The 26,860-nt window shown below is 72.3% G+C and carries 19 protein-coding genes; 8 read left to right on the top strand and 11 right to left on the bottom strand.

The annotated features are described in order from the left end of the window. The first annotated feature begins 88 nt into the window (after positions 1-88). A complete protein-coding gene (locus tag ACPPVX_RS13495; protein ID WP_426571079.1) occupies positions 89-1,741 on the top strand; it encodes an ATP-binding cassette domain-containing protein in 1,653 nt (550 codons plus the stop codon). A 144-nt stretch (positions 1,742-1,885) separates the two neighbouring features. Here the strand turns inward: ACPPVX_RS13495 and fdhD are convergent, their stop codons facing one another. Further along, positions 1,886-2,680, bottom strand: a complete 795-nt coding sequence (gene fdhD, locus ACPPVX_RS13490) for a formate dehydrogenase accessory sulfurtransferase FdhD (protein ID WP_426571078.1) — start codon at positions 2,678-2,680, stop codon at positions 1,886-1,888. 220 nt (positions 2,681-2,900) lie between these two features. On the opposite strand from fdhD, the gene ACPPVX_RS13485 reads away from it, so the two are divergent. The 4 genes from ACPPVX_RS13485 to ACPPVX_RS13470 all read left to right on the top strand — a co-directional run bounded on the left by ACPPVX_RS13485 (position 2,901) and on the right by ACPPVX_RS13470 (position 5,055). Beyond that, positions 2,901-3,368, top strand: a complete 468-nt coding sequence (locus ACPPVX_RS13485; RefSeq protein WP_426571077.1) for a MarR family winged helix-turn-helix transcriptional regulator — start codon at positions 2,901-2,903, stop codon at positions 3,366-3,368. Further along, positions 3,365-3,817 (top strand): MarR family transcriptional regulator, encoded by a 453-nt coding sequence (locus ACPPVX_RS13480; protein WP_426571076.1) that lies wholly within the window; start codon positions 3,365-3,367, stop codon positions 3,815-3,817. The genes ACPPVX_RS13485 and ACPPVX_RS13480 overlap by 4 nt, the downstream gene beginning before the upstream one ends. Positions 3,818-3,859: 42 nt before the next feature. Continuing rightward, positions 3,860-4,405 carry a DUF6817 domain-containing protein gene (locus tag ACPPVX_RS13475; RefSeq protein WP_426571075.1) on the top strand — a complete coding sequence of 182 codons (546 nt, stop codon included), beginning with the start codon at positions 3,860-3,862 and terminating at the stop codon, positions 4,403-4,405. 152 nt (positions 4,406-4,557) lie between these two features. Then, positions 4,558-5,055: an HNH endonuclease gene (locus ACPPVX_RS13470; protein ID WP_426571074.1), complete on the top strand. Its 498-nt coding sequence runs from the start codon at positions 4,558-4,560 to the stop codon at positions 5,053-5,055. A gap of 188 nt (positions 5,056-5,243) precedes the next feature. On the opposite strand, the gene abc-f is transcribed toward ACPPVX_RS13470, so the two are convergent. The 4 genes from abc-f to ACPPVX_RS13450 form a co-directional block, all read right to left on the bottom strand. Beyond that, the gene (abc-f, locus tag ACPPVX_RS13465; protein WP_426571073.1) at positions 5,244-6,878 is read right to left on the bottom strand and encodes a ribosomal protection-like ABC-F family protein; all 1,635 of its coding nucleotides are present in this window, start codon (positions 6,876-6,878) and stop codon (positions 5,244-5,246) included. Positions 6,879-7,136: 258 nt separating this feature from the next. Continuing rightward, positions 7,137-8,168: a 23S rRNA (guanosine(2251)-2'-O)-methyltransferase RlmB gene (gene rlmB, locus ACPPVX_RS13460; protein ID WP_426571072.1), complete on the bottom strand. Its 1,032-nt coding sequence runs from the start codon at positions 8,166-8,168 to the stop codon at positions 7,137-7,139. Continuing rightward, on the bottom strand, positions 8,165-8,641 hold the full coding sequence (gene ispF, locus ACPPVX_RS13455; RefSeq protein ID WP_426571071.1) for a 2-C-methyl-D-erythritol 2,4-cyclodiphosphate synthase: 477 nt from the start codon (positions 8,639-8,641) through the stop codon (positions 8,165-8,167). The genes rlmB and ispF overlap by 4 nt, the downstream gene beginning before the upstream one ends. Beyond that, entirely contained in the window at positions 8,641-9,291 is a 651-nt protein-coding gene (locus ACPPVX_RS13450) for an IspD/TarI family cytidylyltransferase (RefSeq protein ID WP_426571070.1), read from the bottom strand. Before ACPPVX_RS13450 ends, ispF begins: the two co-directional genes overlap by 1 nt. Before the next feature lie 62 nt (positions 9,292-9,353). Here ACPPVX_RS13450 and ACPPVX_RS13445 point away from each other — a divergent pair, with 62 nt between their 5' ends. Further along, positions 9,354-10,013, top strand: a complete 660-nt coding sequence (locus ACPPVX_RS13445; protein ID WP_426571069.1) for a Crp/Fnr family transcriptional regulator — start codon at positions 9,354-9,356, stop codon at positions 10,011-10,013. 3 nt (positions 10,014-10,016) lie between these two features. Here ACPPVX_RS13445 and ACPPVX_RS13440 read toward each other — a convergent pair whose 3' ends face one another. After that, positions 10,017-10,418, bottom strand: a complete 402-nt coding sequence (locus ACPPVX_RS13440) for a type II toxin-antitoxin system VapC family toxin (protein ID WP_426575037.1) — start codon at positions 10,416-10,418, stop codon at positions 10,017-10,019. After that, a complete protein-coding gene (locus ACPPVX_RS13435) occupies positions 10,415-10,591 on the bottom strand; it encodes a hypothetical protein (RefSeq protein WP_426571068.1) in 177 nt (58 codons plus the stop codon). Before ACPPVX_RS13435 ends, ACPPVX_RS13440 begins: the two co-directional genes overlap by 4 nt. Positions 10,592-10,717: 126 nt before the next feature. On the opposite strand from ACPPVX_RS13435, the gene ACPPVX_RS13430 reads away from it, so the two are divergent. Then, on the top strand, positions 10,718-11,203 hold the full coding sequence (locus tag ACPPVX_RS13430) for a hypothetical protein (RefSeq protein ID WP_426571067.1): 486 nt from the start codon (positions 10,718-10,720) through the stop codon (positions 11,201-11,203). 24 nt (positions 11,204-11,227) lie between these two features. Here the strand turns inward: ACPPVX_RS13430 and disA are convergent, their stop codons facing one another. Both disA and radA read right to left on the bottom strand, forming a co-directional pair. Continuing rightward, positions 11,228-12,292, bottom strand: a complete 1,065-nt coding sequence (gene disA / locus ACPPVX_RS13425) for a DNA integrity scanning diadenylate cyclase DisA (protein WP_426571066.1) — start codon at positions 12,290-12,292, stop codon at positions 11,228-11,230. 58 nt (positions 12,293-12,350) lie between these two features. Then, on the bottom strand, positions 12,351-13,715 hold the full coding sequence (gene radA, locus ACPPVX_RS13420; RefSeq protein WP_426571065.1) for a DNA repair protein RadA: 1,365 nt from the start codon (positions 13,713-13,715) through the stop codon (positions 12,351-12,353). A gap of 87 nt (positions 13,716-13,802) precedes the next feature. Here radA and ACPPVX_RS13415 point away from each other — a divergent pair, with 87 nt between their 5' ends. Then, positions 13,803-14,489: a lysophospholipid acyltransferase family protein gene (locus tag ACPPVX_RS13415; protein ID WP_426571064.1), complete on the top strand. Its 687-nt coding sequence runs from the start codon at positions 13,803-13,805 to the stop codon at positions 14,487-14,489. Here the strand turns inward: ACPPVX_RS13415 and ACPPVX_RS13410 are convergent, their stop codons facing one another. Continuing rightward, positions 14,490-23,984 (bottom strand): Ig-like domain repeat protein, encoded by a 9,495-nt coding sequence (locus ACPPVX_RS13410; protein ID WP_426571063.1) that lies wholly within the window; start codon positions 23,982-23,984, stop codon positions 14,490-14,492. Between the two features lie 278 nt (positions 23,985-24,262). Then, positions 24,263-26,824, bottom strand: coding sequence for an ATP-dependent Clp protease ATP-binding subunit (locus ACPPVX_RS13405; RefSeq protein ID WP_426571062.1), 2,562 nt, complete (start codon positions 26,822-26,824; stop codon positions 24,263-24,265). Between the last annotated feature and the right edge of the window lie 36 nt (positions 26,825-26,860).

The following is a 26,860-nucleotide window of genomic DNA, read 5'->3' as shown; positions in this document are numbered from 1 at the left end:
CCGTTCTACCCGGAACCGCCGCAGACCAGCCCGCCCCCGCCGATCTCGTGCGAGCCGCCTGGGGCGGATGGGCGAAGATGGCCGGGCCATGGCTGCGATCAACGTCTCCGGCGCGGCCTACGCGCACCCGGGAGGGAACCTCCTGTTCTCCGACGTGTCGTTCCGCGTCCGGTCGGGCCAGCACGCCGCGCTCGTCGGGGCCAACGGCGTCGGCAAGTCCACCCTCCTCCACTGCATCCTGGGCGACCTCCCGCTCGACGACGGCCAGATCCGCACCGATGCCACCGTCGCCCTGATGCCCCAGTCGATCGGCACCGGCGACGACGCATCCACCACCGTCCGCGAGCTGCTCGTGCGGTTCGCCACCACCCAGATCCGCGACGCCGGCCTGGCGCTGGCGGCCGCCGAAGCCGCCAACCACGCCGCACCCACCGACCAGACCGGCACCGCCCTCGCCACCGCCTACATCGACTGGTCCGAGGTCGGCGGCTACGACCAGGAGGCCCGCTGGGACGCCGTCTGCACCTCGGTCCTCGGCAAGGGGCTCGACGACGCCGGCGACCGTCCCATCTCCAAGGTGTCGGGCGGCCAGCGCAAGCGCCTCGTCCTGGAATCGCTGCTCGGATCCGACGCCGAGATCCTGCTGCTCGACGAGCCCGACAACTTCCTCGACATCCCCGGCAAGCGCTGGCTCGAGCAGCGGCTCATCGAGACGAAGAAGACCATCCTGCTCATCAGCCACGACCGCGAGCTGCTCGCGGCCGCCGCCGATGCGGTCATCACCATCGAGGGCAACGGCGCCTGGACCCATCCCGGCAGCTGGGCCACCTACGACGACGCCCGCACCGCCCGGAACGAATCGCTGGGCGACGCCCTGGCGCGCTGGAACGCCGAGGAGCGCCGCCTCTTCCACCTGTTCAAGGAGATGAAGCAGCGCGCCTCGTACGCCGAGTCGAGCGCCCGCAAGGCCGAGGTGATGGAGGCGCGCTGGGAGCGCTTCGTCGCCGCCGGCCCGCCCCCACCGCCCCCCACCACCAAGACCGTGCGCATGCGCCTCGACGGCGCCGACAGCGGCAAGGTCGCGCTCGTGTGCGACGGCCTCGAACTGGCCGGGCTCACCGAGGCGTTCGACCTCGAGGTGCACCTGGGCGACCGCGTTGCCGTGCTCGGCCCCAACGGCACCGGCAAGTCGCACCTCCTGCGCCTGCTCGGCGGCGACCCCACCGTCGAGCACGAGGGCACGTTCCGCCTCGGCGCCCGCGTGCGGCCCGGACTGTTCCACCAGACCGACGAGCACCCGGAGTTCGCCGGCCGCACCCCCATCGCCATCCTCGGCGATCGAGACCTCAACGAGCACGCCGCCCTCTCCGCGCTCGGCCGCTACGGCATCGCCGAGTGCGGCGACCGCCCCTACGAGACCATGTCGGGTGGCCAGCGCGCCCGGCTCCAGGTCCTGCACCTCGAGCTGCTCGGGGTCAACCTCCTCCTGCTCGACGAGCCCACCGACAACCTCGACCTGCAATCAGCCGAGGCCCTCGAAGCCGCCCTCCAGGAGTTCACCGGCACGGTCCTCGCCGTCACCCACGACCGCTGGTTCCTGCGCGGCTTCGACCGCTTCGTCATCCTCGACGACGACTGCTCGGTCGCCGAGGCGCTCGACCGCGACGCCGCCCTCCGCGTCATCACCGGCGACGAGGCCTACGAGTTCAGCCCCGCCAAGCTCGTCCCCCTCAGCACCTGACCGCCGGTCGCCCCCCGTCTTCTGGTCGATCTTCCCCGCACGAGGGGGACGATCGACCAGCAGCGCCGCCGCCCCCCGTCTTGTGGTCGATCTTCCCCGCATGAGGTGGACGATCGACCAGCAGCGCCAGGGCGCTGCGCCGGCTCAGCCTCCGGTGTAGAGGTTGACCCGGCCGGGGCGGGCGAAGCCGGCGAGGGTGATGCCCGCGCGCGTGGCGGCTTCGATGGCGAGCGAGCTGGGCGCGCTCACCGCGACCACCGTGCCGAAGCCGGCGGCCCAGGCCTTCTGGATGATCTCGAAGCTGGTCCGGCCGCTCACGAAGAGGCCGAGCGCGCTCGCCGGCAGGGCGCCGTCGAGGACCAACCGGCCCACCACCTTGTCGACGGCGTTGTGGCGGCCGATGTCTTCGCGGACCAGCACCACGGCGCCATCGGCGTCGAACGCCGCGGCGGCATGGACCCCGCCCGTGGCGGCGAACAGCTCCTGGTGGGGGGCCACCCGCTCGGGCAGGTCGGCGAGGAGGGCGGGGGCGAACGACACCCGGTCGCCGGCGAGCGGGGTCAGCCGCCCCGCCACGTCGTCGACCTGGTCGGTGCCGCACCACCCGCACGACGACGTGGTCGTGGTCAGCCTCGGCGTGGGCTCGGGCGCGGCGCCTCCGGTCTCGACCGTGACCACGTTGAACGCGGTGTCGACCGCGGAGCCGGTGGCGCAGTACCGGACGGTCTGGACCGGCGCCCCGGCGAGCAGCCCCTCGGTGAAGCAGAAGCCGACGGCCAGCTCGTAGTCGTGGCCCGGCGTGCGCATGGTGGTGGTGACGCGGGTGCCGTCGAGGCGGATCTCGAGGGGCTCCTCGACGATCACCTGGTCGGGCGAGCGGCCGGACGACTCACCGTCGTGCTTCCGCACGATCTGCGACACCGTGCGCCCTCGACCCATGCCCGCCAACCTACCGACTCCCCTCCCGACCCCGACCGCCCCGCTCCACCCCACGAACTTGTTGCCGCCAGTGTCGAGGGGAGCCTTCGCGGCAACAGGTTCGAGCGCGGCCGGCCCACCCCGACGAACTTGTTGCAGCCAGCGCTCCCTGGAGCACTCGGTGCAACAAGTTCCGGGTAGATGGTTGCCGTGGAAGGTAGTTGGCCGTAAGGTACCTGCCATGGCAACTACCCGTCGTCCGACCCCCGGCTTCCTCGTCTGGCGCCTCAGCCTCAAGTGGCAGGCGGCGGTCGACCGGACGGTGGCGCCCCACGGGCTGACCCACGCCCAGTACTCGCTGCTGGCGTCGCTGCGGTCGATGACCTGGTCGGGTGCCACGCCCACGCAGCGGGAGCTGGCCGACCAGACCGGTCTCGACGAGATCTTCGTGTCCAAGCTCATCCGCACGCTCGAAGCCAATGCGCTGGTCGTCCGCAGCCCGCACCCCACCGATGCCCGGGCCCGCCAGCTGTCGCTCACCGAAGGCGGCATCGAGGTCATCGACCGGGCCGTGGTCGACGTGCACGACCTGCTCGAGCAGCTCACCGCGCCGCTCGGCGGCCTCGACGATCCCCAGACCAACGCCCTGGTCGACACGCTGCAGCTCCTGCTCGACGTGCCGGCCCCCACCAAGGAGGAAGCGCCATGACCACGTCCACACCCCCGCCGCCCGCACCCACGCTCAACGGGTTCATCATCGGCCAGGCCGAGCGGGCCACCCGGGCCCTGCTCGATCGCCTGCTCGACGAGGTCGACACCCCGTTCGAGACCTGGGTGGTCCTCAACCTGCTCGGCCAGGCCGGGGGCACCAGCCCGAGCGACGCGCTCATCGATCGGATGGTCGACGGCCTCCGTGTCGGCGAGCTCGACGCCTGGGTCGCGGTCGACGACGCCCGCCGGCGCGGCCTCGCCGAAGGCACCGACGTCCTCCACCTCACCGACGCGGGCCAGGAGCGGTTCGCCACGATCACCGCCGGCACCAAGGCGATCACCGGCCGGCTCTACTCCGGCTTCCCCGCCGAGGAGCTCGAGGTTGCGGCCAGGATCCTGCTGACGGTCACCGACCGGGCGAAGGCCGAGCTCCCCGCCTCGCGCTGACCCCTCGCCTCGCCCGACCGGCCGCGCGAGGCTGGTCGGGCGATGACCGCTGCCGACGCCATCCCCTCGCCCACCGGGGCCCGCCTCGCCCTGCTGAAGCAGCTCGGCTTCGGCGAGCTGACCCACGACTCGCACGTGCCGTTCCTCTCCCACCTGCTCGGCACCCGCCGCGTGCTGGTCGAGTGGGGCGAGCGGGCGGCGATGTGCGACGCCGGGCTGTTCCACTCGGCCTACGGCACCGAGTACTTCCCCGTCGACACCTCCGTCGACCGGGCCGACGTGAGCGCGGTGATCGGCGCCGACGCCGAGGAGATCGCCCACGCCTGGTGCACCATCCGCCGCGACACCATCGAGCTCGGCCCGCCCGCGTCGGTCATCGACCGGACCACCGACGAGCGCATCGAGCTGACCGACCAGCTGACGGCCGACATCGCCACGCTGTGGGCCGCCGACACGGTCGAGCAGATCCACCGGATGGACGACGACGAGCGCGCCTTCGCCGACAGCTTGGGCCGGGTGCTGCACCTCGCCCGCCCCGCGGCCCGGGCCGCGGTGGCCGCCACGCTCGGGCCCCTCGGCGAGCGCTGAGCAGCCCGCTCCCCCCGCCGGCGCCGCAGCCCGCCAGGGATCGCCATCGAAAACCCCTTGGCCCACGGCCCCATCGCGCAGCAACGTGCCTCCGGCGACGTGCCACCAACGGCTGCCCGCCACCCGGCACACTGAAGAAGGGAGCCAGAGCGATGCACACCTTGCTGTTGAACGCCAGCTACGAGCCGCTGACCGTCATCCCGGTCCGCCGCGCCATCGTCCTGGTCCTCGCCGACAAGGCCGATCTGGTCGCCACCGGGGAAGGCCACTTCCGGTCGCCGTCCACCTCGGTGCCCACGCCGTCGGTCATCCGGCTGCGCGGGTTCGTCCGCGTGCCGTACCGGGCCACCCTCCCGCTGAACCGGCGGAACCTGGTGGCGCGCGACGGCGGGCGCTGCGCCTACTGCCACGACCGGGGTGACACCGTCGACCACGTCGTGCCGCGCTCCCGCGGGGGCGAGCACGTGTGGACCAACGTGGTGGCCGCCTGCCAGCCGTGCAACGGCCACAAGGGCGACCGCCTTCTGTCGGAGCTCGGCTGGGCGCTGCGCACCACCCCCGCCGCCCCGCGCGGCTGGTCGTGGATGCTGGTCGGCATCGGCACCACCGACCCCGCCTGGTCGGAGTGGCTCACCCCCGCCGGGGCCTGAGCCACCCGGCCCGACGGGCCACCACCGGTCCCCTCGAACCCGCCCACCCCTCCGGGCTCGTTGCCCTTCTCGTTGCCGAGCAACGAAGACGGCTACGAGCTCGGTGGGAGGTGGCGGGCCAGGGCTGGCGGGCCAGGGCTGGCGGGTCAGGGCTGGCGGGCCAGGGCTGGCGGGTCAGGGCTGGTGGGTCAGACCGACTCGGTGACGTGGCCGGCGGCGACGTGGAGGCGGCGGGTGATCCGCACCCGCTCCATGAAGGCCCGGTCGTGGCTGACCAGGAGGACCGTGCCGACGAAGCGGTCGAGGGCCTGCTCGAGCTGCTCGATGGCGACGAGGTCGAGGTGGTTGGTGGGCTCGTCGAGGATGAGGCAGTTGACGCCCTCGGCCATGAACAGCGCCAAGTTGGCCCGGGTGCGCTCGCCCGGTGAGAGCAGGCGCGACGGCTTGTTCACGTGCTCGGAGCTGAGCCCGAACTTGGCGAGCAGCGAGCGGACCTCGTTGGCCTGCTGCCCGGTGGCCCCGCTCATCACCTCGAACAGCGAGCGGTCGGTGGAGAACCGGTCCCGCCGCTGCGACAGCTCGCCCACCACCACGCCCGGCCCCACGAACGACTCGCCCGACGACAGGGCGGTGCGGCCCAGCAGGGCGTCGAGCAGCGTGGTCTTGCCGGCGCCGTTCTCGCCGATGATCGCCACCCGGTCGGCCCACCCGATCTCCAGGTCGACCGGCCCGAGCCGGAACGCGCCGCGCTCCACCACCGCGTCGGAGAGCGTGGCCACCACGTCGCCGCTGCGGGCCGCCATGCCGATCTCGAAGCGCAGCTCCCAGCTCTCCCACGGCTTGTCGACCTTCTCCAGCCGCTCCATCGCCTTCTCGGTGGCCTTGGCCTTGTGGGCCACCTTCTCCGAGTCGGCGGTGTTCTTGAAGCGGATGTTCTTGTCGCGCTCGTCGGAGCCCTTGGCCTTCTTGACGCCCTGGACCGACCACTCGCGCTGGGTGCGGGCCCGGGCGGTGAGCTCGCCCTTCTTGGCCTGGTAGGTGGCGTAGCCCTCTTCGGCGTGCTGGCGGGCCACGGCCTTGTCGGCCAGGTAGGCGGACCAGCCGCCGGCGAAGAGGGAGGCCTGGTGGGTGTGCTCGTCGAGGTCGAGCACGTGGGTGACGACCCGCTCCAGGAACGCCCGGTCGTGGCTGACCACGACGGTGGCGGCCGGCAGCCCGACGAGGAAGTCCTCGAGGGTGGCGAGCCCGGCGAAGTCGAGGTCGTTGGTGGGCTCGTCGAGGAGGAACACGTCGAAGCGGCTGAGCAGGGTGGCGGCCAGCGAGACCCGGGCGGCTTGCCCGCCCGAGAGCGTGGCGGTGGCCTGCGATGCGATGGCGCCGTCGAGCCCGAGGTCGGCGAGGGTCTGGCCGATGCGTGCGTCGAGGTCGGGGCCCCCGAGCGCCAGCCAACGGTCGAGCGCATCGCTGTAGCGGTCGTCGGCGCCGGGCTCCCCGGTGGAGAGCGCGGTGGTGGCGGCGTCGAGCTCGGCGGTGGCGGTGCCCACCCCGGTGCGGCGCTGGATGAACCCGGAGACCGACTCGCCCTCGTGCCGGTCGGGCTCCTGGGGCAGAAGCCCGATCGAGGCCGACGGCGGCGCGCACGTGACCGACCCGGCCTCGGGCTCGAGCTGCCCCGCGATCACCTTGAGCAGGGTGGACTTGCCGGTGCCGTTGGGCCCGACGACGCCGATGCGCTGCCCGGGCGCCACGGTGAACGACACGTCCGCCAGGACGGGCCCCGCGCCGAACGAGAGGGACACCCCACGGGCGTGCACGGTTGCCATGACCCGCCCAGTCTCCCCGACCGGTCCCCCGCGCCCCGATTCGGTTTCTGGTCGATCTTCCCCCTCACGCGGGGAACATCGACCAGCGACCGGGCGGCCTCGGCTTTTGTGGTCGATCCTCCCCCTCACGCGGGGAAGATCGACCAGAGAACCGGCCTGGATCGGCCCGATCAGCTCGACGGGGTCAGCGGGCGGCGAGCCAGGCGGCGGCGAGGGTGACCGAGTTGGTGGCGAGGCGGGCGATGAGGGTCGAGGACGTCAGCGCTGGCGCCGGGCACGGGCGATCTCGAAGCACGCCAACGTGCCGGCCGTGCCGACGTTGAGGCTGGCGACCCTCCCCCGCATGGGGATCGAGACCAGCTCGTCGCAGCGCTCGCGGACCAGGCGGGAGAGCCCGGGGCCCTCGGCGCCCAGGACCAGGGCGACCGGCGCGTCGTCCATGGTGAGGTCCCACAGGGTCTTCTCGGCCCGCTCGTCGAGGCCGACCACCCAGATGCCGGCGTCCTTCATGGTCTTGATGGCCGTGGGCATGCCGCCGACGGTGGTGATCGGCAGGTGCTCGATGGCGCCGGCCGCCGCCTTCGTGACGGTGGGGGTGATGTGCACGGCACGGTGCTGCGGGAGCACCACGCCGGTGACGCCCGCGCACTCGGCCGAGCGCAGCAGGGCGCCCAGGTTTCCGGGATCGGTGATGCCGTCGCTGCACAGCAGGAACGGCGGCGGCTGGCCCGACCGGCGGGCGATCAGGTCATCGAGCTCGGCCTCGGGCAGCGGCTTGGCGAAGGCGATGACGCCCTGCGGCGCATCGGTGCGGGCGGCGGCGTCGAGCTTGCCCCGACCCACCTCCTTGACGACGACGCGGGCCTCGGCGGCCAGCTCGCGGATGTCCTCGATGACCGGGGCCGGATCGAGGTTCTCGGCCAGCCAGATCTCGCGGGTGTCGCGGCGGTTGGCCAGCAGCAGCTCGCGGACGGCCTGGCGACCCTCGACCTGCTCGCCGCCCAGGCCGCTGGTGGCGGTGGACCGGGGTGCCTTGCCCTGCGGCCCCATGCTGCTCAGCGGGTTGCGACCCCCGCCGCCCGGCTTGCGGCCGCGAGGAGCGCCGGAGCCACCGGGCTTCGACCCGCCGCTCGACCCGCCGCTGGGCGCGCCCGACCGGCCCTTCGGCGCCGGGCCGCCTCGGCCCTTGGGCGCGGGGCCACCTCGGCTCGACCCGCTGCTGGCGCCGCGCGAGCCGCCCTTGCCACCCGACGGTCGACCGCCCTTGCCACCACCACGCGGCGGGGTCACGGCTGGGTCACCACGGCGACGGCCCAGCAGGCCACGCCCTCACCGCGGCCCAAGGCGCCGAGGCCCTCGGGTCGTCGGCCCTTGACGGTGACGGGGGCACCTACGGCGGTGGACAGGTTGTGCTGCATCTGTGTGCGGGCGGGCGCCAGCTTCGGGTGGTCGGTGACCACCGAAGCGTCGACGTTGCCCGGCTCCCACCCGGCGGCTCGCACCCGGCGCGTGGCTTCGGCCAGCAGCTCGATGCTGTCGGCGCCGGCCCACGCCGGGTCGGTGTCGGGGAAGTGCTCGCCGATGTCGCCCAGGCCGGCCGCGCCCAGCAGGGCATCGGCGCAGGCGTGGGCGATCACGTCGGCATCGCTGTGGCCCTTGAGGGCCCGCTCGCTGGGGAACGTGACGCCGCCGAGCACGAGGGGCCGGTCGGCGTCGTCGACGAACGGGTGGACGTCGAAGCCCTGGCCCACGCGCACCGGCATCAGCGCTGCTCCATCAGGGCTTCGGCGACGGTGAGGTCGTCGGGCTCGGTGATCTTGAGGTTCCAGCGTTCACCTTGCACGGGGCGAAGCCTGCCACCTCCGGCCACGACCAGCGAAGCGTCGTCGGTGGCCTCGGGCCGCGCCGCGTGCACCGCGCGCAGGGCATCGGCCCGGAACCCCTGGGGCGTCTGGACCGCCCGGAGGGCGTCTCGGTCGACCGGGACGCCGTGCAGGTCGGTGATGGTGTCGACCACGTCGATGACCGGGACGACCGCATCGGCGCCGGCCAGGACGGCATCGACCACCGAGCGGAACAGGGCGTGCGAGGCCGTGGGCCGGGCCCCGTCGTGGACCAGGACGACGGCGGCGTCGGAGGGCACTGCGTCGAGCCCGGCGCGCACCGAGGCCGACCGGGTGGCGCCTCCCGCCACGACGATGTCGACCGCCGGCTCCGCGGCGTCGGCCTCGTCGGGCGCGGCCACCAGGACCACGCCATCGGCGACGGAGCGCGCCGCGTCGATGGACCAGTCGATGACGCGGCGACCGGCGAGCGGCGCGTACTGCTTGGCCCCGCCGAAGCGGCTCCCCGAACCGGCGGCGACCACGATCACCCACACGAGGGGCTGCGGATCGGTCGCATCGCTGGTCATCACCCAACGGTACGACACCCGGTTGGCCTGGTCCGATGCCGTGAAGTCGGTACGATGCCCGCGTGGTTGACATCGACCTGCTCCAAGACGTGCAACTGCTCGATGAGCTCAGCGACGACGAGATGGCGCGGGTGGCCGCTTCGGCCGAGACCCACCGCTACTTGCGCGGCGATGTCGTGTTCGGCGAAGGCGACGAGCCCGACTGCCTCTGCGTGGTCGCCTCGGGCCGCATCGCCATCGCCAAACGGTCGATCGACGGGCGGGAATCGATGGTCGCGCTGATGGAGCGCGGCGACGTGTTCGGCGAGATGGGCCTGTTCGACGGGCTCGGCAGATCCGCCGAGGCGCGCGCCCTCGAACCGTCGGAGCTGGTGATCCTCCCGTACGCGCCGCTGAAGGCCGTCTACGAGTCTCGGCCCACCCTCTTGTGGGGCGTGGTCCGGCTGCTCGCCGGGCGGCTGCGCAACACCGACGCCGCCTTGGCCGACTCGGTCTTCCTCGACGTGACCGGCCGCACCGCCAAGCGGCTGCTGGAGCTGGCCGGCGAGGCCGACGAGTTCGCCCTGCCCATCACCCAGGAAGAGCTCGCCGGCATGGTCGGCGCCTCCCGCGAGCGCGTCAACAAGGCCATCGCCAGCTTCGTGCGCCTCCGCTGGATCGAGCAGCAGGACCGCCGTTACCGCATCACCAACCGCGAAGAGCTCGAGCGCCGCGCTCGCTGAGCCCTAGGCCACCAGCAACGACGGAGCCCCCTCGAAGACCTTGTCTGTGGTCACCAGCGTCGCTCCGATGTGAACCGCCGACGCCGCGATCCATAGGTCCGCGTTGTGCACTCGCTGGGCCAGAGGATGGCCGATCGATCGGCAGGCGAGGCGAAGGGTCGCGGTGGCCGTCATCGAGGTGCGGGTGACCTGGACGATCGTGGTGGAGGCGATCGCCGCTTCGAGCCGGGCGACACGGGCATCCCCCCACCTCGCCAGCATGGCGCCGTACCGGAGCTCAGCGACGGTTTGTGCGGCGAGGAACACCTGCTGCTGATCGAGGCCCACGAGGTCGGCAACGCCTCCGGAGATCTCACGCCGTCCCAGCGATGCGCTGAAGACCCCGGTGTCGACGACGAGCCTCACTCGTTGATGGCAGCCAGGAAGCGGCAATACTCCTCGTCCGTCAGACCGTCGATGACCAGGTCTTGGACGGACTCCAACACGGGGGCGGCATCGAGCTCCTCAGGGGTGAGGTCGCGCGGCAGGGCACCCGCGGCGAAGGGCTCCCGACCCGTGGACGACTCGGTGGTGCTCATGCGTGCAGGGTATCGGCGGACGGTCGAGGCCGAAAGGCGTTGGAACCATTCGAGATCCGTCAGCAGCGCTCGGCTCCCCCCTTCTTCCCTGAGCGGTGGTGCCGATGGGAACCGGTGGAGACCACCGTGGATGCACCCGACGTCGACGACGATCCGGCACCCCGATCGACGCGGACCGGACCACCGCGCTGGGTGGCGGTCGTCGTCGTCCTGCTGCTGGCGGGGAGCGCCGCAGTGTGGTGGGCGAAGCGAGAGATCGATCCGCGCCGGCTCGGCGACCGGGGCCACGTCACCGCCGAGGTCGACCAGTTCTGCCAGGTGGTCCACGTCGACATCGACGGCCTGGTCCTCGAGGGCCACTACCAGCGGAGCAGCGACGGCCGCACCGTCCCGGGCTGGATGGGCCGCAGCAACATCGATGCGAACGGCGCCATCCGGACGCCCGGCGGCAAGGAGACCACCGGCGCCGTCGAGGGCCGGCTCCACCTCGACCGGAAGTCGGGCGAGTGGGCGGTGAAGGGCACGTTCACCGCGGACGACGGCACGGTGATCCCGGTCTCCGGTGGCATCGAGGGGAAGGTCTTCTTCACCCTCGCCTGCACCATCGGCTGAGCTCCCGGCCCGAGCGCCTGACGATCAGTAGCGGTCGAGGATGGCGGACTCGGCCAGGCGGCTGAGGCCCTCCTTGATGGCCCGGGCCCGGGTGGCGCCCACGCCTTCGACATCGTCGAGGTCGTCGATGGTGGCCCGCATGATCTTCTGCAGGTTGCCGAAACGGGTGACGATGTTCTGGATGATCTGGTCGGGCAGCCGAGGGATCTTGGCGAGCATCCGGTAGCCGCGCGGCGCGATGCCGGCGTCGACCGCGGTGGTGGGGAGGCGCATGGCGTTGGCCACCTCGGCCGGGTCGATCAGGTCTTCGGTGGTGAGCGCCGAGAGGTCGTCGAGCACCTGGTCGAGCGGGATGGTCTTGTCGTCGCCGCGGTAGTCGCGGACGATGTGGCGGCGGTCGTGCTGCACGCCGCCGACCAGCTCGACGAGCTGGAGGCGGACCAGGCGGCCCTCCTCGCCCAGCTCGACGATGTAGCGCTCGAGCTCCTCGGCGATGCGCTCGACGCCCTCGAGCACCTGGACGACGTTGATGACGTCTCTGATGGTGACCAGGTCCTCGATCTCGAGCGTGGACAGGGCGGCGGCGTCGGTGTCGAGGCGGGTGCGGTAGCGCTCGAGCGTGGAGATGGCCTGGTTGGCCCGGTTGACGAGGCGCGGCACCGGCTCGATCTCGTGCTTGTGGTCGCCCACGTAGACCGTGATGGTGTTCATGCGGTGCGAGACCGCGATGACCGGCACGTTCAGCGAGCGGGCGACCCGCTCGGCCGTGCGGTGGCGGGTGCCGGTCTCCGACGTGTGGATGTTGGAGTCGGGCACCAGGTGGACGTTGGCGCGGGCGATGCGGCTGCCGTCGGCCGCCAGGATCAGGGCGCCGTCCATCTTGGCCAGCTCGGAGAGGCGCTGGGGGCTGAAGGCGGCATCGAGCAGGAACCCGCCGGAGCAGATGTTGAGCACGGCGGGCCCGTCGCCCACCACGACCAGGCCGCCCATGCCGGCCTGCATGATGCGGTCGATGCCGTCGCGCAGGGGCCGGCCCGGCGAGACCTGGGCCAGCCCGGCCCGGAGCTCAGCGGGGTATCGGGCGGCCATGGGCCTGGAGGTTACCGGACGACCTGGTCCGTTCCGGAGTGAGCCGTCCCACGAGGGCTCAGGCGGGGAGCAGGTCGAGGCGCTCCACCGCGTCGATCAGGGTGCCCACCCGGATGGCGACGATGCCCGGCGGCGGCGCCGGTGCCGAGAACGGGAGGATGGCCCGCTTGAAACCCAGCCGGGAGGCCTCGGCGAGGCGGCGGGGGGTGTGGGCCACCTGGCGGAGCTCGCCCCCCAGGCCCACCTCACCGCACGCCACGAGGTCTGCGGGCAGGGGGACGCCGGTGAGCGACGACACCAGGGCCAGGCCGAGGGCCAGGTCGGCTCCCGGCTCGACGATCTTCACCCCGCCCACGGCGAGGGCGTAGACGTCGACCTGGCCGGTGGGCACCCCGACGCGCTGCTGGAGCACGGCCAGCAGCAGCGACAGGCGGCCGTTGTCGATCCCCTGGGCGGACCGGCGCGGCGACGGGAGGGTGCTGGGCGTGGTGAGGGCCTGGAGCTCCACCAGCAGCGGCCGGGCCCCCTCGAGCGTGGGCACCACCACCGAGCCGGGGATGCCGAGACGACGGTCGGCCAGGAACATGCCGCTGGCATCGGGGACGCCCTTGAGGCCCTTCTCGGCCATCTCGAACAGGCCCAGCTCCTGGGTGGAGCCGAAGCGGTGCTTGACCACGCGGAGGAGGCGCAGGGCGTGGTGGCGGTCGCCCTCGAACGACAGGACCGTGTCGACCATGTGCTCGAGCACCCGGGGCCCGGCCAGGGCGCCTTCCTTGGTGACGTGGCCGACCAGGACGATGGCGCAGCCGCGCCGCTTGGCCTCCTGGACCAGCCGGTGGGTGCACTCGCGCACCTGGGCCACCGATCCGGGCGTGGAGGCCAGATCGGGGTTGAGCAGCGTCTGCACCGAGTCGACGATCACCAGCTCGGGCTCGACCTCGGCGATGGCGCCGAGCACCTGCGGGAGCGCCACCTCGGTGGCCAGCCACAGCATGGGGTGCAGGGCCCCGAGCCGCTCGGCCCGGAGGCGCACCTGCTGGGCCGACTCCTCGCCCGACAGGTACAGCACCTTGCGGCCGCTGGCCGCCACCTCGGCGGCGGCCTGGAGCAGGACGGTGGACTTGCCGATGCCCGGCTCGCCGCCGAGCAGGGTCACCGAGCCGGGGATCAGCCCGCCGCCGAGCACCCGGTCGAGCTCGGCCACGCCGGTGGGCTTGGGGTTGAACTCGGTGGGATCGACGTCGCTGATCTGGATGGGCGGCGACGAGGGCGGGAGCATGGTGACCGGGGCGCCGGCGCCCGTGCCTCCGGTGAGCTCCTCGATGAGCGTGCCCCATGCCTCGCACCCGTTGCAGCGGCCGGTCCACTTGGGCTCGGTGGAGCCGCACTCGGAGCAGCGGTAGAGCGTCTTGGTACGGGCCATGAGCGAAACCCTACTGGGAGGGGGTGACAGTCGAACGCATGTTCGTCGGCGCCCGGGAGGCGGGAGCCGGGCGGCAAGACTCTGCCGATGCGCCCGGAACGAGCCCTCGCCTGGTTGGCCCGCCTGGCGTGGCTGCTCACCTGGCCGTTCGTGCGCTTCGACATCGGCGGCGGCGACACCGTGAACCGCGACATCGAGACGGGGATCATCGCGGTCGACCACCGCAGCCTGTTCGACGTGGTCGCCGGGCTCATCGTGTTCCACCGGTTCCGGCGCTACCCCCGCGTCCTCATCGAGAAGAAGTACGTCGACAGCAAGTGGACCCGGCCCTTCGCCCGGGCCATCGGGGCCATCCCCGTCGACCGCGGGGCCGGCCGGGGCGAGGCGTTCCGGGCAGCGGCCGAAGCCCTGCAGTCGGGCATCACGATCCTCCTGCTGCCCGAGGGCCGCATCCACTGGGACCCCGAGCACCCCCTGTCCACCGGGCCGTCGTCGACGGGGGTGTCGCGCCTGGCCGAGGTGTCGGGTGCACCGGTGGTGGCCGCCGGGATGATCGGAACGGAGGCGGTGTGGCCGGCCGACCGCAGCCTCCCCTACCTCAACCCGTTCCGCCGCCGGAAGGTGATCACCGTCCGGGTGAGCAACACCCCGGTGGCCTTCGAGGGCGACGACCACGCCGTCCGCACCGAGCAGGTGATGGCCGAGGTGCGCCGGATGATGGCCGAGTGCCAGGCCGCAACGGTGCGAGCGCTGGCCCCGCCCACCGCGGTGTGATCAGGCGTCGATGAGCGCGTCGGCCTCGGGGCCCTCGGTGGGCCGCTCGGTGTCGCCCGGATCGCTGGTGCGGAACCGGAAGTAGGCCCAGAAGGAGCCGGCGAAGAGGGTGAACCCGACGAACAGCACGACGGCGCTGGTGAAGCTGTCGCCGTCGACCTTCGTGCCGGGCCGCACCATGGAGTGCACGAACGCGAACATGCCGAGGCCGTACACCGCGGCCCAGCCGGCCTTGCTCCAGTAGAGGACCTTCTCGCCGTCGAGGAACCGCAGCGGCATCAGGCCGAACACGATCGTCTGGATGCCGACCACCCAGATCGTGGCGAGCGTGGTGTCGAGGAAGAGGGGGACGAACCCGGCGTAGGGCTTGGCGGCCGCGTTGGCGACGGGGATCCACAGGAACCAGCTGGCCACGGCGATCCCGAACAGCCAGACGGCGGCGGCAGCGACGCCCCGCCCGTCGTGGCGGCGGTCGATCTCCCGGGAGAAGCCGAGCGCCGTGAACACGCCGAAGAGGTAGCCGGGGGTGAAGTGGGCGGCCCGGGAGAACACCACGAGGATGATGCCGATGAACACGCCGATCGGGTAGCCGCGGAGGCTGCTGACGTAGCCGTAGTGGTGGTGCAGGTAGCGCTTGCGGGCCACGTCGTAGACGCCGGAGATCGTCAGCGTCGACGCGAACAGGCCGAGGAAGAGCGCGGCCGACGGCATGTTCAGCCCGATGTTCGGATCGAGGAACGAGTAGAGGATGGCCCCGATGAGGCCCGAGAGGCCCAGCACGATCGGAGCCGGGATCTTGCCCCGCTTCGACCGGAACCGCTCGATGCGCCGGTCGACGGGCCCGAACCAGCCGAGGACCTCGTCGTAGTTCTCCGCCAGCGTGTTGTTGATGATGTAGGCGGGGTAGACGCTGAACAGCAGCAGGAACATCGTCAGCAGGACGTTCTGGAGCACGAACCCGGGGTCCGTCGAGATCTCGGTGGGGTCGGCGGTCGACATGGCGAGGGCGGACCGGCCCCACTTCGCCGACAGCGACCGCTGGTGCTCGATGCTGCTGGCGTCGACGCCCCGGCCCGAGCCCTGGGCCGACACGCCGGCACCGGCGCCCGAACCGGAGGCGGACGGGTCGTCGGTTGCCCCGGCCTTCGTCCCGGATGCGTCCTCGTTCGTCCCGCCGCCCGCCGCGGTGGTGACGGTCGTGCCCGAGTCGGTGCCGCTGCCTCCGGGGACGGTCGTGCTGCCGCCCGCCGCCTCGCCGGTGATCCCGGGACCGCCGCCGCCGGTGCCGCCCGCCCCGCCGGGGATGGTGGTGCCGACCAGCGGCGTGGAGGTGCCGGTGGTCGGCGTGGTCGTGGTCGTCACGGTCGGGGGCGGCGTGTCGCCGGGGAGGGAGACGGTGTCGCCGTCGATGCCCACCTGGATGGGATCGGACTGGTAGGCGTCGAAGTCGTCGTCACCGGGGTAGCCGGCCACCACCTCGATCGCGGAGGCCGACAGCTGGGCGACGAGGCCGCTCCGGGCCGCGATCGGCACGGCGGGCGTGGCGGGGGCGGCGGTCGGCGCCGCGCCGGGCACGACCGTGGGCACCGGGCCGCCCTCGGTGGTGGTCGGGCCCTGGGTGGTGGTCGTCCGCGGCGGATCCGTGGTGGAGGTGGTGGACGACGTGGTCGTGGGCGAGGTGGTCGTGGTGGAGGTGCTGGTCGACGACGTCGTCGTGGTGGGGGCGGTGGTCGTGGTGGTGGTCGGCGGCGCGCACACGGGGGTGAAGCACTGCAGGATGACGGCGCGGCCGTCGACGAGGCGGCCGGTGCCGATGACCACGCCGTCCTGGCGCAGCTCGATGGCTCCGCCCGGCGCGCTCGATGCCGGGGGCTGGGCCTTGGCCAGGACGAGGAACGTCACCGTCCCGGGCTTGGTGGGGTCGAGCACCGCGGAGGTGGTGAACGAGCCCTGGGCCTTGCCGACCACCATGGTCACCGCCGCCGAGTCGCTCGGCAGCGCGAAGGTCGATCCGAGGTAGCCGGCGGTCAGCTGGTGGGTGCCGCCGCCGATCCCGTGGGCGAGGTGGAAGGTGGCGCGGCCGTCGCTGCCGACCGTGGCGGTGGCCCGGACGGTGGCTCCCTCGCGGAGCTCGATGCCACCCGGCACGGCCCCGCCGGCGGGGACCGTGGCCACCTGGGCGGAGAGGTCGAACGGCTGCGTCGCCACCATGCCCGTGGGCGCGGCGTCGAGCGTCGTGACCGTCTGCACCACGGGCACCTGCACGACCTGGACGACGGCGGGCGAGCTCGACGCGGCCCGGTCGGCGTCGCCGTCGTAGGTGGCCACCACCGGGTGGGACCCGACCGCCAACGAGGTGGTGCTGAACTGCGCCAGGCCGGCGGGGCTCACCGCCGAGGTCCCCAGGACGGTAGCGCCCTCGGTGAACGTGACTGTGCCGGTGGCGACGCCGGTCGCCGGCAGGTCGACCGTGACGGTCACCGAGAAGATCACGGCCTGGGCCGGCGCCGAGGGGTTGGGCGAGCTGGTCAGCGCCGTCGACGTCGCCCCGAGCACGACCACCTGGTCGAGGGCGGCGGACGCCGAGCCGGTCAGGTTGGCGTCGCCGCCGTAGGTCGCCACCACGGGGTGCGTCCCGACGGCGAGGGTCGTGAGGTCCAGCACGGCGTCACCAGCCGCGGACACCGTCGCCGTGCCCAGGACCGTGGCGCCCTCCCTGAAGGTCACCGTGCCCGTCGGAGCGGGCGACCCGGGCGCGGCGGTCACGGTCGCGGCGAACGCCACGGACTGGCCCGCCACCGACGGGTTCGGCGTGGCGGCCAAGCCGGTGGTGGTCGACCCGGCGCCGACCGCCTGGTCCAGCGCGGCGGAGGCCGAGCCGGCCATCGCCGCGTCACCGGAGTAGGTGGCCACGATCGGGTGGGTCCCGACCGTCAGCGAGGTGGTCGCCAGCTGGGCCGCGCCGAGGGCGGAGACGGGCGAGGTGCCCAGGACGGTGGCGCCCTCGGTGAAGGTCACCGTGCCCGTCGGCGTGCCCGCGCCCGGGGCCGTCACGGCCACGGTCGCGGTGAAGGTCACGGACTGCGCAGGCAGCGATGGGTTGGGCGTGCTGGTCAGCCCGGTGGTCGTCCCCGCCTGGGCGACCAGCTGGTCGAGCGCCGCCGACGCCGATCCGGCCAGCGCCGCATCGCCTGAGTAGGTCGCCACGATCGGGTGGGTGCCGACGGTGAGCGACGACGTGGCCAGCTGCGCATCGCCGGCGGCCGAGACGGGCGAGGTCCCCAGCACGGTGGCGCCCTCGGTGAACGTCACGGTGCCCGTCGGCGTGCCCGTTGCCGGGGCCACCGGCGCGATGGTCGCCGTGAGCGTCACGCCCTGGCCCGAAGCGGAGGGGTTGGCGGAGCTGGACAGCGTCGTGGTGCTCGCGCCGGCGGCCACCACCTGGTCCACGGCCGTCGAGGCCGAACCGGCATGGGCCCCGTCGCCGCCGTAGGTGGCGGTCACCGAGTGGGAGCCCACCCCCAGCGCCGTGGTGGAGAGCTGGGCCAGGCCCGCCGGCGACACCGCTCCCGTGCCCAGGACCGTGGCGCCCTCGGAGAAGGTGACCGTGCCGGTCGCGGCGCCCGTCGCTGGGGCCACGGTCGTCACGGTCACGCTGAAGACCACCGCCTGCGCGGGCACCGAGGGGTTCGGGCTGCTCGACAGCGCCGTCGTCGTCGACGCCTGGTCGACCACCTGATCCTCTGCCGACGATGCCGAGCCCGCCACCGTCGCCGAGCCGCCGTAGGTGGCCACCACCGGATGGGTGCCCACCGACAGGGTCGAGGTGGTCAGCTCGGCGGAGCCTGCGGTCACCGGCGCCGTCCCCAGGACCGTCGCCCCCTCGGTGAACGTGACCGTGCCCGTGGCCGTGCCCGTTCCCGGGGGCAGCACCAGGACGTCGGCCGTGAACGTCACCGGCTCCCCCGCGACCGACGGGGTCGGCGCGACCGACAAGAAGGTCAGGGTCGACGCCCGCACCACCGCCTGGTTGAACGCGCTCGACGCCGAGCCCGTGAAGTCGGCGTCGCCCCCGTAGGTCGCCACGATCGAGTGGTCTCCGACCGCGAGGGCCGTCGTGCTGAAGGCGGCGTTCCAGCCGGCGTCGACCGGGGCGGTGCCCAGCACCGTGGCGCCATCGGTGAACGTCACCGTGCCGGTCGGTGTCGGCGCCCCGAACGCCGGGGTGACCTTCGCAGAGAAGGTCACCGACTGGTTGGGAACCGACGGGCTCGTGTCGCTGGCCAGCGTCGTGGTGGTGGAGGCCTGGGCGACCACCTGGCCGAGGGCCGACGACGCCGAACCGCCGACGTTGGCGTCGCCGCCGTAGGTCGCGACGATCGGGTGGGTGCCGACGGCGAGCGTGGAGCGGGTGATCGACGCTTGGCCCGTGCCCTGGACGGGTGCGGTGCCCAGCAGCGTGGCGCCCTCGGTGAACGTCACGGTTCCGGTCGGGATGCCCGTGGCCGGTGCGACCGGGGCCACGGTCGCCGTGAGCGTCACGGCCTGCCCCGAGGCGGAGGGGTTGGCCGAGCTCGCCAGCGTGGTCGTGCTGGTGCCCGCGGCCACCACCTGATCGACCGCCAGGGAGGTCGACGCGGTCAGCTCGGCATCACCGGAGTAGGTGGCGGTCACCGAGTGGGTGCCGGAGGTGAGCGCCGTGGTCATGAACTGGGCCTCGCCCGATCCGTCCACGGCGCTGGTGCCGAGCACCGTGGCGCCCTCCTTGAACGTGACCGTGCCGGTGGCGAGGCCGTGGCCGGGGGCATCGACGGTCACCGCGGCGGTGAAGGTGACGGCCTCCGCCGGCAGGGAGGGGTTGGGCGTGCTGGCCAACGCGGTCGAGGTCGCCGCCTGGGTCACCACCTGGGTCACGGTGCTCGACGTCGAGTCACCCAGCCCGGAGACGCCGGTGTAGGTGGCCACCAGCGAGTGCGTGCCGACCTGCAGCCCCGTCGTGGAGAGCTGGGCCACGCCGGAGCTCACCAGGGCGCTCCCGAGGAACGAACCGTCGGAGGTGAAGTCCACGGTGCCGGCACCGACCGTGGGCCCGGCGGTCGTGACCGTCGCGGTGAGGGTGACGAACTCCGCCGACACCGAGGGGTTCGGGGTGCTCGCCAGCGAGGTGCTGGTCGGGAGCTGGTTCACCACCTGCGTGCGGACCGTGGAGGCCGAGCCCGTCATGGCGCTGTCGCCGCCGTACGTGGCGATGACGGAGTGGCTCCCGACCGGCAGCGACGAGGTGGCGAGCACGGCCACGCCGGCCGGCGAGACCGGTGCGGTGCCCAGGGTGAAGGGGCCGTCGGTGAACGTGACGTCGCCGGTGGGCACGCCCACGCCGGGAGCGACCACGGAGACCGTCGCCGTGAACGTCACCTGCTGGAAGGCCACCGACGGGTTCGGCGCGCTGGTCAGCGCCGTCGTGGTGGCGAGCGTGGTCACGTCCTGGGTGAGGGTGTTCGAGGTGGAGCCCAGGTGCTGGGTATCACCCGCATAGGCCGCACCGATCGAGTGGCTGCCCACCGGGAGCGTGTCGATGCTCAGGTGGGCGTCGCCGCTGGCATCGACCGAACCGGTGCCGAGCACGGTCGCGCCTTCGGTGAACGTGACCGGGCCCGTGGGCGTGCCGCCGCCGGGGCTGGTCACCGCCACGTGGGCGGTGAAGGCCACCATCTGGCCGAGCGACGACGGGCTCGGCGCGCTCGACAGGGCGGTCGTGGTGGACGCCTTCGAGACGGTCAGGGTCTGGCCCGACGACGTCGAGCCCATCAGGTCGGCGCTGCCCGAGTACTGGGCGGTGATGGAGCTGGACCCGACGGGCACGGCGGAGGTGGTCAGGCCGGCGAAGCCGGTGGCATCGACCGACGAGGCCCCGAGGACCGTCGCGCCGGCTCGGAAGGTCATGGTGCCGGTGAACGGTGCGGCTCCCGGCGCCGAGATGAAGACCTGCGACGAGAGCATGACCGGCTCGCCGGCCACCGCCAGGCTCGGGGCCAGCCCGACGCCCACTGCGGTCGATGCCTGGTCGACCACCTGGGTCAGCGGCGTGGAGGCCGACGGGCTGAACGACGGGTCACCCCCGTAGGACGCGGTGATCGTGTGGGAGCCGACGGCCAGCGCGGTGGTGGGGAGCTGCGCCACGCCCGCCGCGTCGACCGAGACCGTGCCGATGGTGGTGGCGCCGTCGGTGAACGTCACCGTCCCGGTCGGGACGGCCGCCGACGGGCCGGCGACCGTGGCGGTGAGCACCACCGACTGGCCCACCAGCGAGGGGTTCGCCGCGCTCGACAGCGAGGTGGTGGTCGCGGCCAGGCCGACCACCTGGTCCACGGTCGTGGAGGACGAGCCGGCGATGCCCGTGACCCCTTGGTACGTGGCCACGACGTGATGGGTGCCCGACGGCAGGGATGTGGTGCTGAACTGCGCCACCCCTGCCGGCGTCAGGGTGCTCGTGCCCAGGACGGTCGCCCCTTCGGTGAACTGGACGGCACCGGTCGGGGTGGAGCCGCTCGGAGCCGCCACCGCCACCGTCGCCGTGAACACCACCAGCTCGGCCGACTGGGAGGGGTTGGGTGAGCTCGACAGGCCCGTCGTGGTGGATGCCGCGGCCACGGTCACGTCGAACGCCGGTGAGACCGAGAGCGTGAAGGTGAAGTCGCCAAGGTAGGTGGCCACGACGTGGCGGGTGCCGAACGCCAGCTGGGAGGTGGTGATGGAGGCCACACCGGCGGCGTTGATGGGGACGGTGCCCAGCACGGTCGCGCCATCGGTGAACTGGACGTTGCCGGTGGGCGTGCCCGATGCCGGCGGGGTGACGGTCGTCGTGGACGTCAACGTCACGGACTGACCGAACACCACCGAGCTGGGCGTGGCGACGAGCGAGGTCGTGTTGTCGGCCGCCTGGACGAACAGGGCCCCGGAGTTCTGGCTCGAGGTGAGGTAGTTGGCGGTGCCGTTGAACGTCGCGATGATCGTGTGGCTGCCCGAGGCGAAGCCGCTCGAGGAGAACGTCGCCACCGCGCTCGCGTCCAGGGTGGCGGTCCCGAGCGATGTCGCCCCGTCGAAGAAGGTGACCGTTCCGTTCGGCGTGAGGCCGCTGGGCGCGACGGGCGACACCGTCGCCTTGATCGTCACCGTCTGGCCGCTGGTGGCGGGGTTGGGCAGCTTGATCACCGAGACGGTGGTCGACGCCTTGTTCACCACCTGGGTGACGGTCGACGACGAGGAGACGTCGTCGCCGGCATCGCCCAGGTACGACGCCACGATCGGGTGCGAGCCGGCCGGCAGGGTCGCCGTGGTGAGCGTGGCCACGCCGCTGCCGTTGACCGTCACGGTCCCGAGGACGGTGGCGCCATCGGTGAACTGGACCTGGCCGGTGGGCGTCCCGCCGGCCGGGACCGTCGCCACCGTCGCCTTCAGCGCGACGGCCTCGCCGAACACCGACGGGTTGGCGGTGGCGGTCAGGGCCGTGGTGGTCGGCGTCCTCGCCACCACCTGATCGGTCGGAAGCGAGTCGGAGCCCGCCCAGTTGGCATCGCCCGAGTAGCTGGCGTGGACGCTGTGGGTCCCGAGCGACAACCCGCTCCTGGTGAGCTGCGCCACCCCACCGGTCGGCACCACCGCGCCCAGCATCGAGGGGCCGTCCCAGAAGGCGACCACCCCGGTCGGGACGCCCCCGCCGGGCGCATCGACGGTGGTGGTCGCGGTGAACGTGACGGTGTCCGCCGGCTGGGCCGGGTTGGGCGTGCTCGAGATCGTGGTGGTGGTCGGGGCCGGGTCCACCTGGTGGGCGACGACGGGCGCCTCGCTCGACGCGACGTACTGGTCACTCGTGTAATAGGCGTTGAGCGATGCCGTCGCGTTCCCGGGGAGCGCGGTCGTCACGAGCGTGGCCACGCCGCTGCTGTTCACGGGGGCGAAGCCGAGCTGGGTGGTGCCGTCCTGGAAGCCCACGAAGCCGGTCAGCGTCGAGGAGTTCGGCGGGAGCACGGTCACGGTCGCCGTCAGGGTGACCGGCTGGCCGTACACCGTCGCCGTCGACGGGCTGGCGCCGAGCGTCGTCTGGCTCGGCATGAGGACCGCCAGCCGCATGGAGCTGAAGGTGGCCTGCTGGACGTAGTCGATGCCCCCGGCGACCAGCGTGTCGAACTCGTAGTGGTCGATGATGTCGGCGTAGGTGAACAGGGTGAACGTGCTGCTGTAGGGCGGCGCGAACGTCTCGTCCGGGTCGAGGGTGCCGCCCAGCGTGATGGTGCCCGACACGGCCACGCTCCCGTTGTTGCTCGGGGTGAGGGTCGGGACCACCGTGCCGCTGCTCTGGAGGACGACGTCGCCCGTGAGCGTGAGCGGGGCCAGGGCCTGCAGGTTGATGGTCCCCGAGTTCTGCACCGTGGTGGTGGTCAGCGAGCGGGAGCCGGTCGTGCCGTCGGCCGAGGTGAAGGTCCCGGCGTTGGTGAAGGTCCCGCCGACCGCGAGCTCCACGTGGGGCCCGCCCCCTGAGCAGCCCGTCGACGTCGAGGTCAGCACGATGGTGCCGGAGTTCGTGAAGCTGCCGGGGGTGGTCACGGTGGTGTCGGCCGCGCACCCGGCCGTGTCGAGGGTGACCGTCGCACCGGCCGGCACGTCGCCGCTCAGCACGCTGGCCCCCTGGACCGCGAAGTACGTCTGCCCCGAGGCCCCGGCTGCGAACGCGAGGTCGGCGTCGTCGAGCACGATCGGGTTGCCGTCGGCGCCTCCCTGGTCCTGGGCGAACGTGGTGCCGGGCGACAGCGTCACCACGCCGCTCCCGGCCGCCTGGATCGAGCCGGAGGTGCTGTCGAAGTCGTCGGCCACCAGCAGCGGCGCGGTCACGTTCAGGGTGCCCTGGTTGTCGAACGTGCCCCCGACCCCGCCGTAGGTGAGGGCGGCGCTGACGGTGAACGTGGCGCGGTTCGTCACCGATCCCGTGATCGACGCCGAGCCGGCCGTGCTGGTGGCCCGGACGGTGCCGTCGTTGGTGAGCCCGCCGGTGCCGAGCGCCGTGCTGGCCGTGGCGCAGGTGGAGGCCAGGGTGATCCGGCCCCGGGCGAACACCTCGGCGGTGGTGGCCACGTCGAGCGCGGCGGTCGTGGCGCACCCCGTGTCCTGGACGGTGAGGTCGGCGAGGCCCGCGCCGGTCGACCCCAGCTGCAGCGAGTTGGCGGTGGCGTGGACGTTGTCGAGCACGGTGTACGTGCCGGTCGCGGTGATGCACACGTCGTCGGTGCCGGCGGGGGCGCCCGCCGGCGTCCACTTCGTCCCATCGGACCACGACCCGCTCACCGCCGAGGTCCAGGTCTTGGTGCACGTGGGCCCCGCCTCGGACGGGCTGCTGCGGGCGAAGAGCACGCCGACGCCCACGACCAGCAGCCCACCGACCACCAGGGCCAGCGCGCCGAACCGGCCCAGCCGCCGGAGCCCCCGTCGAGCGAGCTTCATGAGCCCACTCGCTTGCAAGAGCGAGGTAGCGGTTCCGAACCGGGAGCGCGTCGGCGCGAGCAGGGGCTGACTCGCGCTACGGGCATCGACCCCACCCCTCCTTGAGGCTCGGTCCAGACACTGAAAGCTACAGCAGGTTCACCCGATCGGGTGGCGCTGGTACGTGAACGACGCGTTTCGCGTTCCTGGCCCGATCACCACGTCAGCCCGGACGCGACGAGGCCCCGCCATCGGGCGGGGCCTCGCTCAGGTGCTGGTGGCTCGGACGAGCCGGTGGGTCAACCGATCAGATCGCCGGCGGCGCCGGTGCCCGTGGCCGTGGCCGATTCGGCCAGCTCCGGGGTGGTGGGCTCGAAGCCCTCGACCGCCCGGAACACGATGCCGTTCTCGCCGGTGTCGGGATCGATCCCGGTGTCGACGATGATGATCTCGCCGGCCCGGAACTGCTTGTAGAGCAGCCGCTCGGACATCGGATCCTCGACGTAGCGCTGGATGGCCCGACGGAGGGGACGAGCACCCATGGTGGGGTCGTAGCCCTTCTCCACCAGGTACAGCTTGGCGTCGTCGGTGAGCTCGATGCCGATGCCCTGCGCCTCCAGCTGGATGCTGGTGCGCTTGATGAGCAGGTCGACGATGGTGGTCACCTCGGCCCGCGACAGCTCGTGGAACACGATGATGTCGTCGATGCGGTTCAGGAACTCCGGCCGGAAGTGCTGCTTCAGGGCGTCGTTGACCTTCTCCTTCATCTTCTCGTAGGAGATGGCCTCGTCGTTCTTGCCGAAGCCGACGTTGGCCTTGCGGAGATCCTGGGTGCCCAGGTTGGAGGTCATGATCAGCACGGTGTTGCGGAAGTCGACCGAGCGGCCCTGGGAGTCGGTCAGGCGACCTTCCTCCAGGATCTGCAGCAGCGTGTTGAAGACGTCGGGGTGGGCCTTCTCGATCTCGTCGAACAGGACCACGGAGAACGGCTTGCGGCGGACGGCCTCGGTGAGCTGGCCGCCCTCCTCGTAGCCCACGTACCCGGGCGGCGAACCGACCAGGCGGCTGACCGTGTGCTTCTCCATGTACTCCGACATGTCGAGGCTGATCAGGCTCTGCTCGTCGCCGAACAGGAACTCGGTGAGCGTCTTGGCCAGCTCGGTCTTGCCGACGCCCGAGGGCCCCAGGAAGATGAACGAGCCGGACGGGCGCTTCGGGTCCTTGAGCCCGGCGCGGGTGCGGCGGATGGCCTGGGAGACCGACTTGATGGCCTGCTCCTGGCCGATGACCCGCCGGTGGAGCTCTTCCTCCATGCGGAGGAGCTTGGCCGTCTCGGCCTCGGTGAGCTTGTAGACGGGGATGCCCGTCCACAGCGAGAGGACCTCGGCGATGGCTTCCTCGTCGACCTCGTCGAACAGGTCGACGCCCGACGCCTTGATCTCGATCTCCTTGGCGTCCTTCTCGGCCAGGAGCTCCTTCTCGCGGTCGCGCAGACGGCCGGCCTCTTCGAAGTTCTGCGCTTCGACGGCCTCCTTCTTCTGCTGGACCACCTGCGAGATGGAGTTCTCGAGCTCCTTGTAGTCGGGCGGGGTCTCCATGCGCTTGATGCGCAGGCGCGAGCCGGCCTCGTCGATGAGGTCGATGGCCTTGTCGGGGAGGTGGCGGTCGGAGATGTACCGGTCGGCCAGGTTGGCCGCGGCCACCAGCGCCTGATCGGTGATGGTGACCCGGTGGTGCTGCTCGTAGCGGTCCCGGAGGCCCTTGAGGATCTCGATGGTGTGGGCCACGGTGGGCTCCTCCACCTTGACCGGCTGGAAGCGGCGCTCGAGGGCGGCGTCCTTCTCGAGGTGCTTGCGGTACTCGTCGAGCGTGGTGGCTCCGATGGTCTGGAGCTCGCCGCGGGCCAGCATCGGCTTGAGGATGCTGGCGGCATCGATGGCGCCTTCGGCGGCACCCGCACCCACCAGGGTGTGGATCTCGTCGATGAACAAGATGATGTCGCCGCGGGTGCGGATCTCCTTGAGCACCTTCTTGAGGCGCTCCTCGAAGTCGCCCCGGTAGCGGGACCCGGCGACGAGGGCGCCGAGGTCGAGCGTGTAGAGCTGCTTGCCGGTGAGCGTCTCGGGGACGTTGTCGGCCGCGATGGCCTGGGCGAGGCCCTCGACGATGGCGGTCTTGCCGACGCCGGGCTCGCCGATGAGCACCGGGTTGTTCTTGGTGCGGCGGCTGAGGACCTGCATCACGCGCTCGGTCTCACGGGCGCGGCCGATCACCGGGTCGAGCTTCTTGTCCTTCGCGAGCTGCGTGAGGTTTCGACCGAACTGGTCGAGCACCAACGAGCCCGAGGGGGTCTCGCCGCTGGCCTGGCCGGCGGCGGCACCGGCCTTCTCGCCCGAGCCGGGGCTGCCCTGCGGGCCCGAGCCCGAGTAGCCCGACAGCAGCTGGATGACCTGCTGGCGCACGCGGGACAGGTCGGCCCCGAGCTTGACCAGCACCTGGGCCGCCACGCCCTCGCCCTCACGGATGAGGCCGAGGAGGATGTGCTCGGTGCCGATGTAGTTGTGGCCGAGCTGGAGGGCCTCTCGCAGGGAGAGCTCCAGCACCTTCTTGGCGCGCGGGGTGAAGGGGATGTGCCCGGACGGCGACGAGCCGCCCTGGCCGATGATCTCCTCGACCTGGCTGCGAACCGCTTCGAGCGAGATGCCCAGCGATTCCAGGGCCTTGGCGGCCACGCCCTCACCCTCGTGGATGAGCCCGAGCAGGATGTGCTCGGTACCGATGTAGTTGTGGTTGAGGAGACGAGCCTCCTCTTGTGCCAGCACCACCACACGGCGGGCCCGGTCGGTGAATCGTTCGAACAAGTTCCTGCCTCCCAATCAGCGGGATTCGTGGGGCGA

It is taken from the genome of Aquihabitans sp. McL0605 (assembly GCF_049993875.1).
Classification (GTDB): Bacteria; Actinomycetota; Acidimicrobiia; order Acidimicrobiales; family Iamiaceae; genus Aquihabitans.
This window is presented reverse-complemented; position numbering and strand designations above follow the sequence as displayed.

Excerpts from the sequence above, each read along its gene's own strand:
- ACPPVX_RS13495 (WP_426571079.1), top strand. The coding sequence starts at position 89 with ATGGCTGCGATCAACGTCTCCGGCGCGGCCTACGCGCACCCGGGAGGG.
- fdhD (WP_426571078.1), bottom strand. The coding sequence starts at position 2,680 with ATGGGTCGAGGGCGCACGGTGTCGCAGATCGTGCGGAAGCACGACGGT.
- ACPPVX_RS13485 (WP_426571077.1), top strand. The coding sequence starts at position 2,901 with ATGGCAACTACCCGTCGTCCGACCCCCGGCTTCCTCGTCTGGCGCCTC.
- ACPPVX_RS13480 (WP_426571076.1), top strand. The coding sequence starts at position 3,365 with ATGACCACGTCCACACCCCCGCCGCCCGCACCCACGCTCAACGGGTTC.
- ACPPVX_RS13475 (WP_426571075.1), top strand. The coding sequence starts at position 3,860 with ATGACCGCTGCCGACGCCATCCCCTCGCCCACCGGGGCCCGCCTCGCC.
- ACPPVX_RS13470 (WP_426571074.1), top strand. The coding sequence starts at position 4,558 with ATGCACACCTTGCTGTTGAACGCCAGCTACGAGCCGCTGACCGTCATC.
- abc-f (WP_426571073.1), bottom strand. The coding sequence starts at position 6,878 with ATGGCAACCGTGCACGCCCGTGGGGTGTCCCTCTCGTTCGGCGCGGGG.
- ispF (WP_426571071.1), bottom strand. The coding sequence starts at position 8,641 with ATGCCGGTGCGCGTGGGCCAGGGCTTCGACGTCCACCCGTTCGTCGAC.
- ACPPVX_RS13450 (WP_426571070.1), bottom strand. The coding sequence starts at position 9,291 with ATGACCAGCGATGCGACCGATCCGCAGCCCCTCGTGTGGGTGATCGTG.
- ACPPVX_RS13435 (WP_426571068.1), bottom strand. The coding sequence starts at position 10,591 with ATGAGCACCACCGAGTCGTCCACGGGTCGGGAGCCCTTCGCCGCGGGT.
- disA (WP_426571066.1), bottom strand. The coding sequence starts at position 12,292 with ATGGCCGCCCGATACCCCGCTGAGCTCCGGGCCGGGCTGGCCCAGGTC.
- radA (WP_426571065.1), bottom strand. The coding sequence starts at position 13,715 with ATGGCCCGTACCAAGACGCTCTACCGCTGCTCCGAGTGCGGCTCCACC.
- ACPPVX_RS13415 (WP_426571064.1), top strand. The coding sequence starts at position 13,803 with ATGCGCCCGGAACGAGCCCTCGCCTGGTTGGCCCGCCTGGCGTGGCTG.
- ACPPVX_RS13410 (WP_426571063.1), bottom strand. The coding sequence starts at position 23,984 with ATGAAGCTCGCTCGACGGGGGCTCCGGCGGCTGGGCCGGTTCGGCGCG.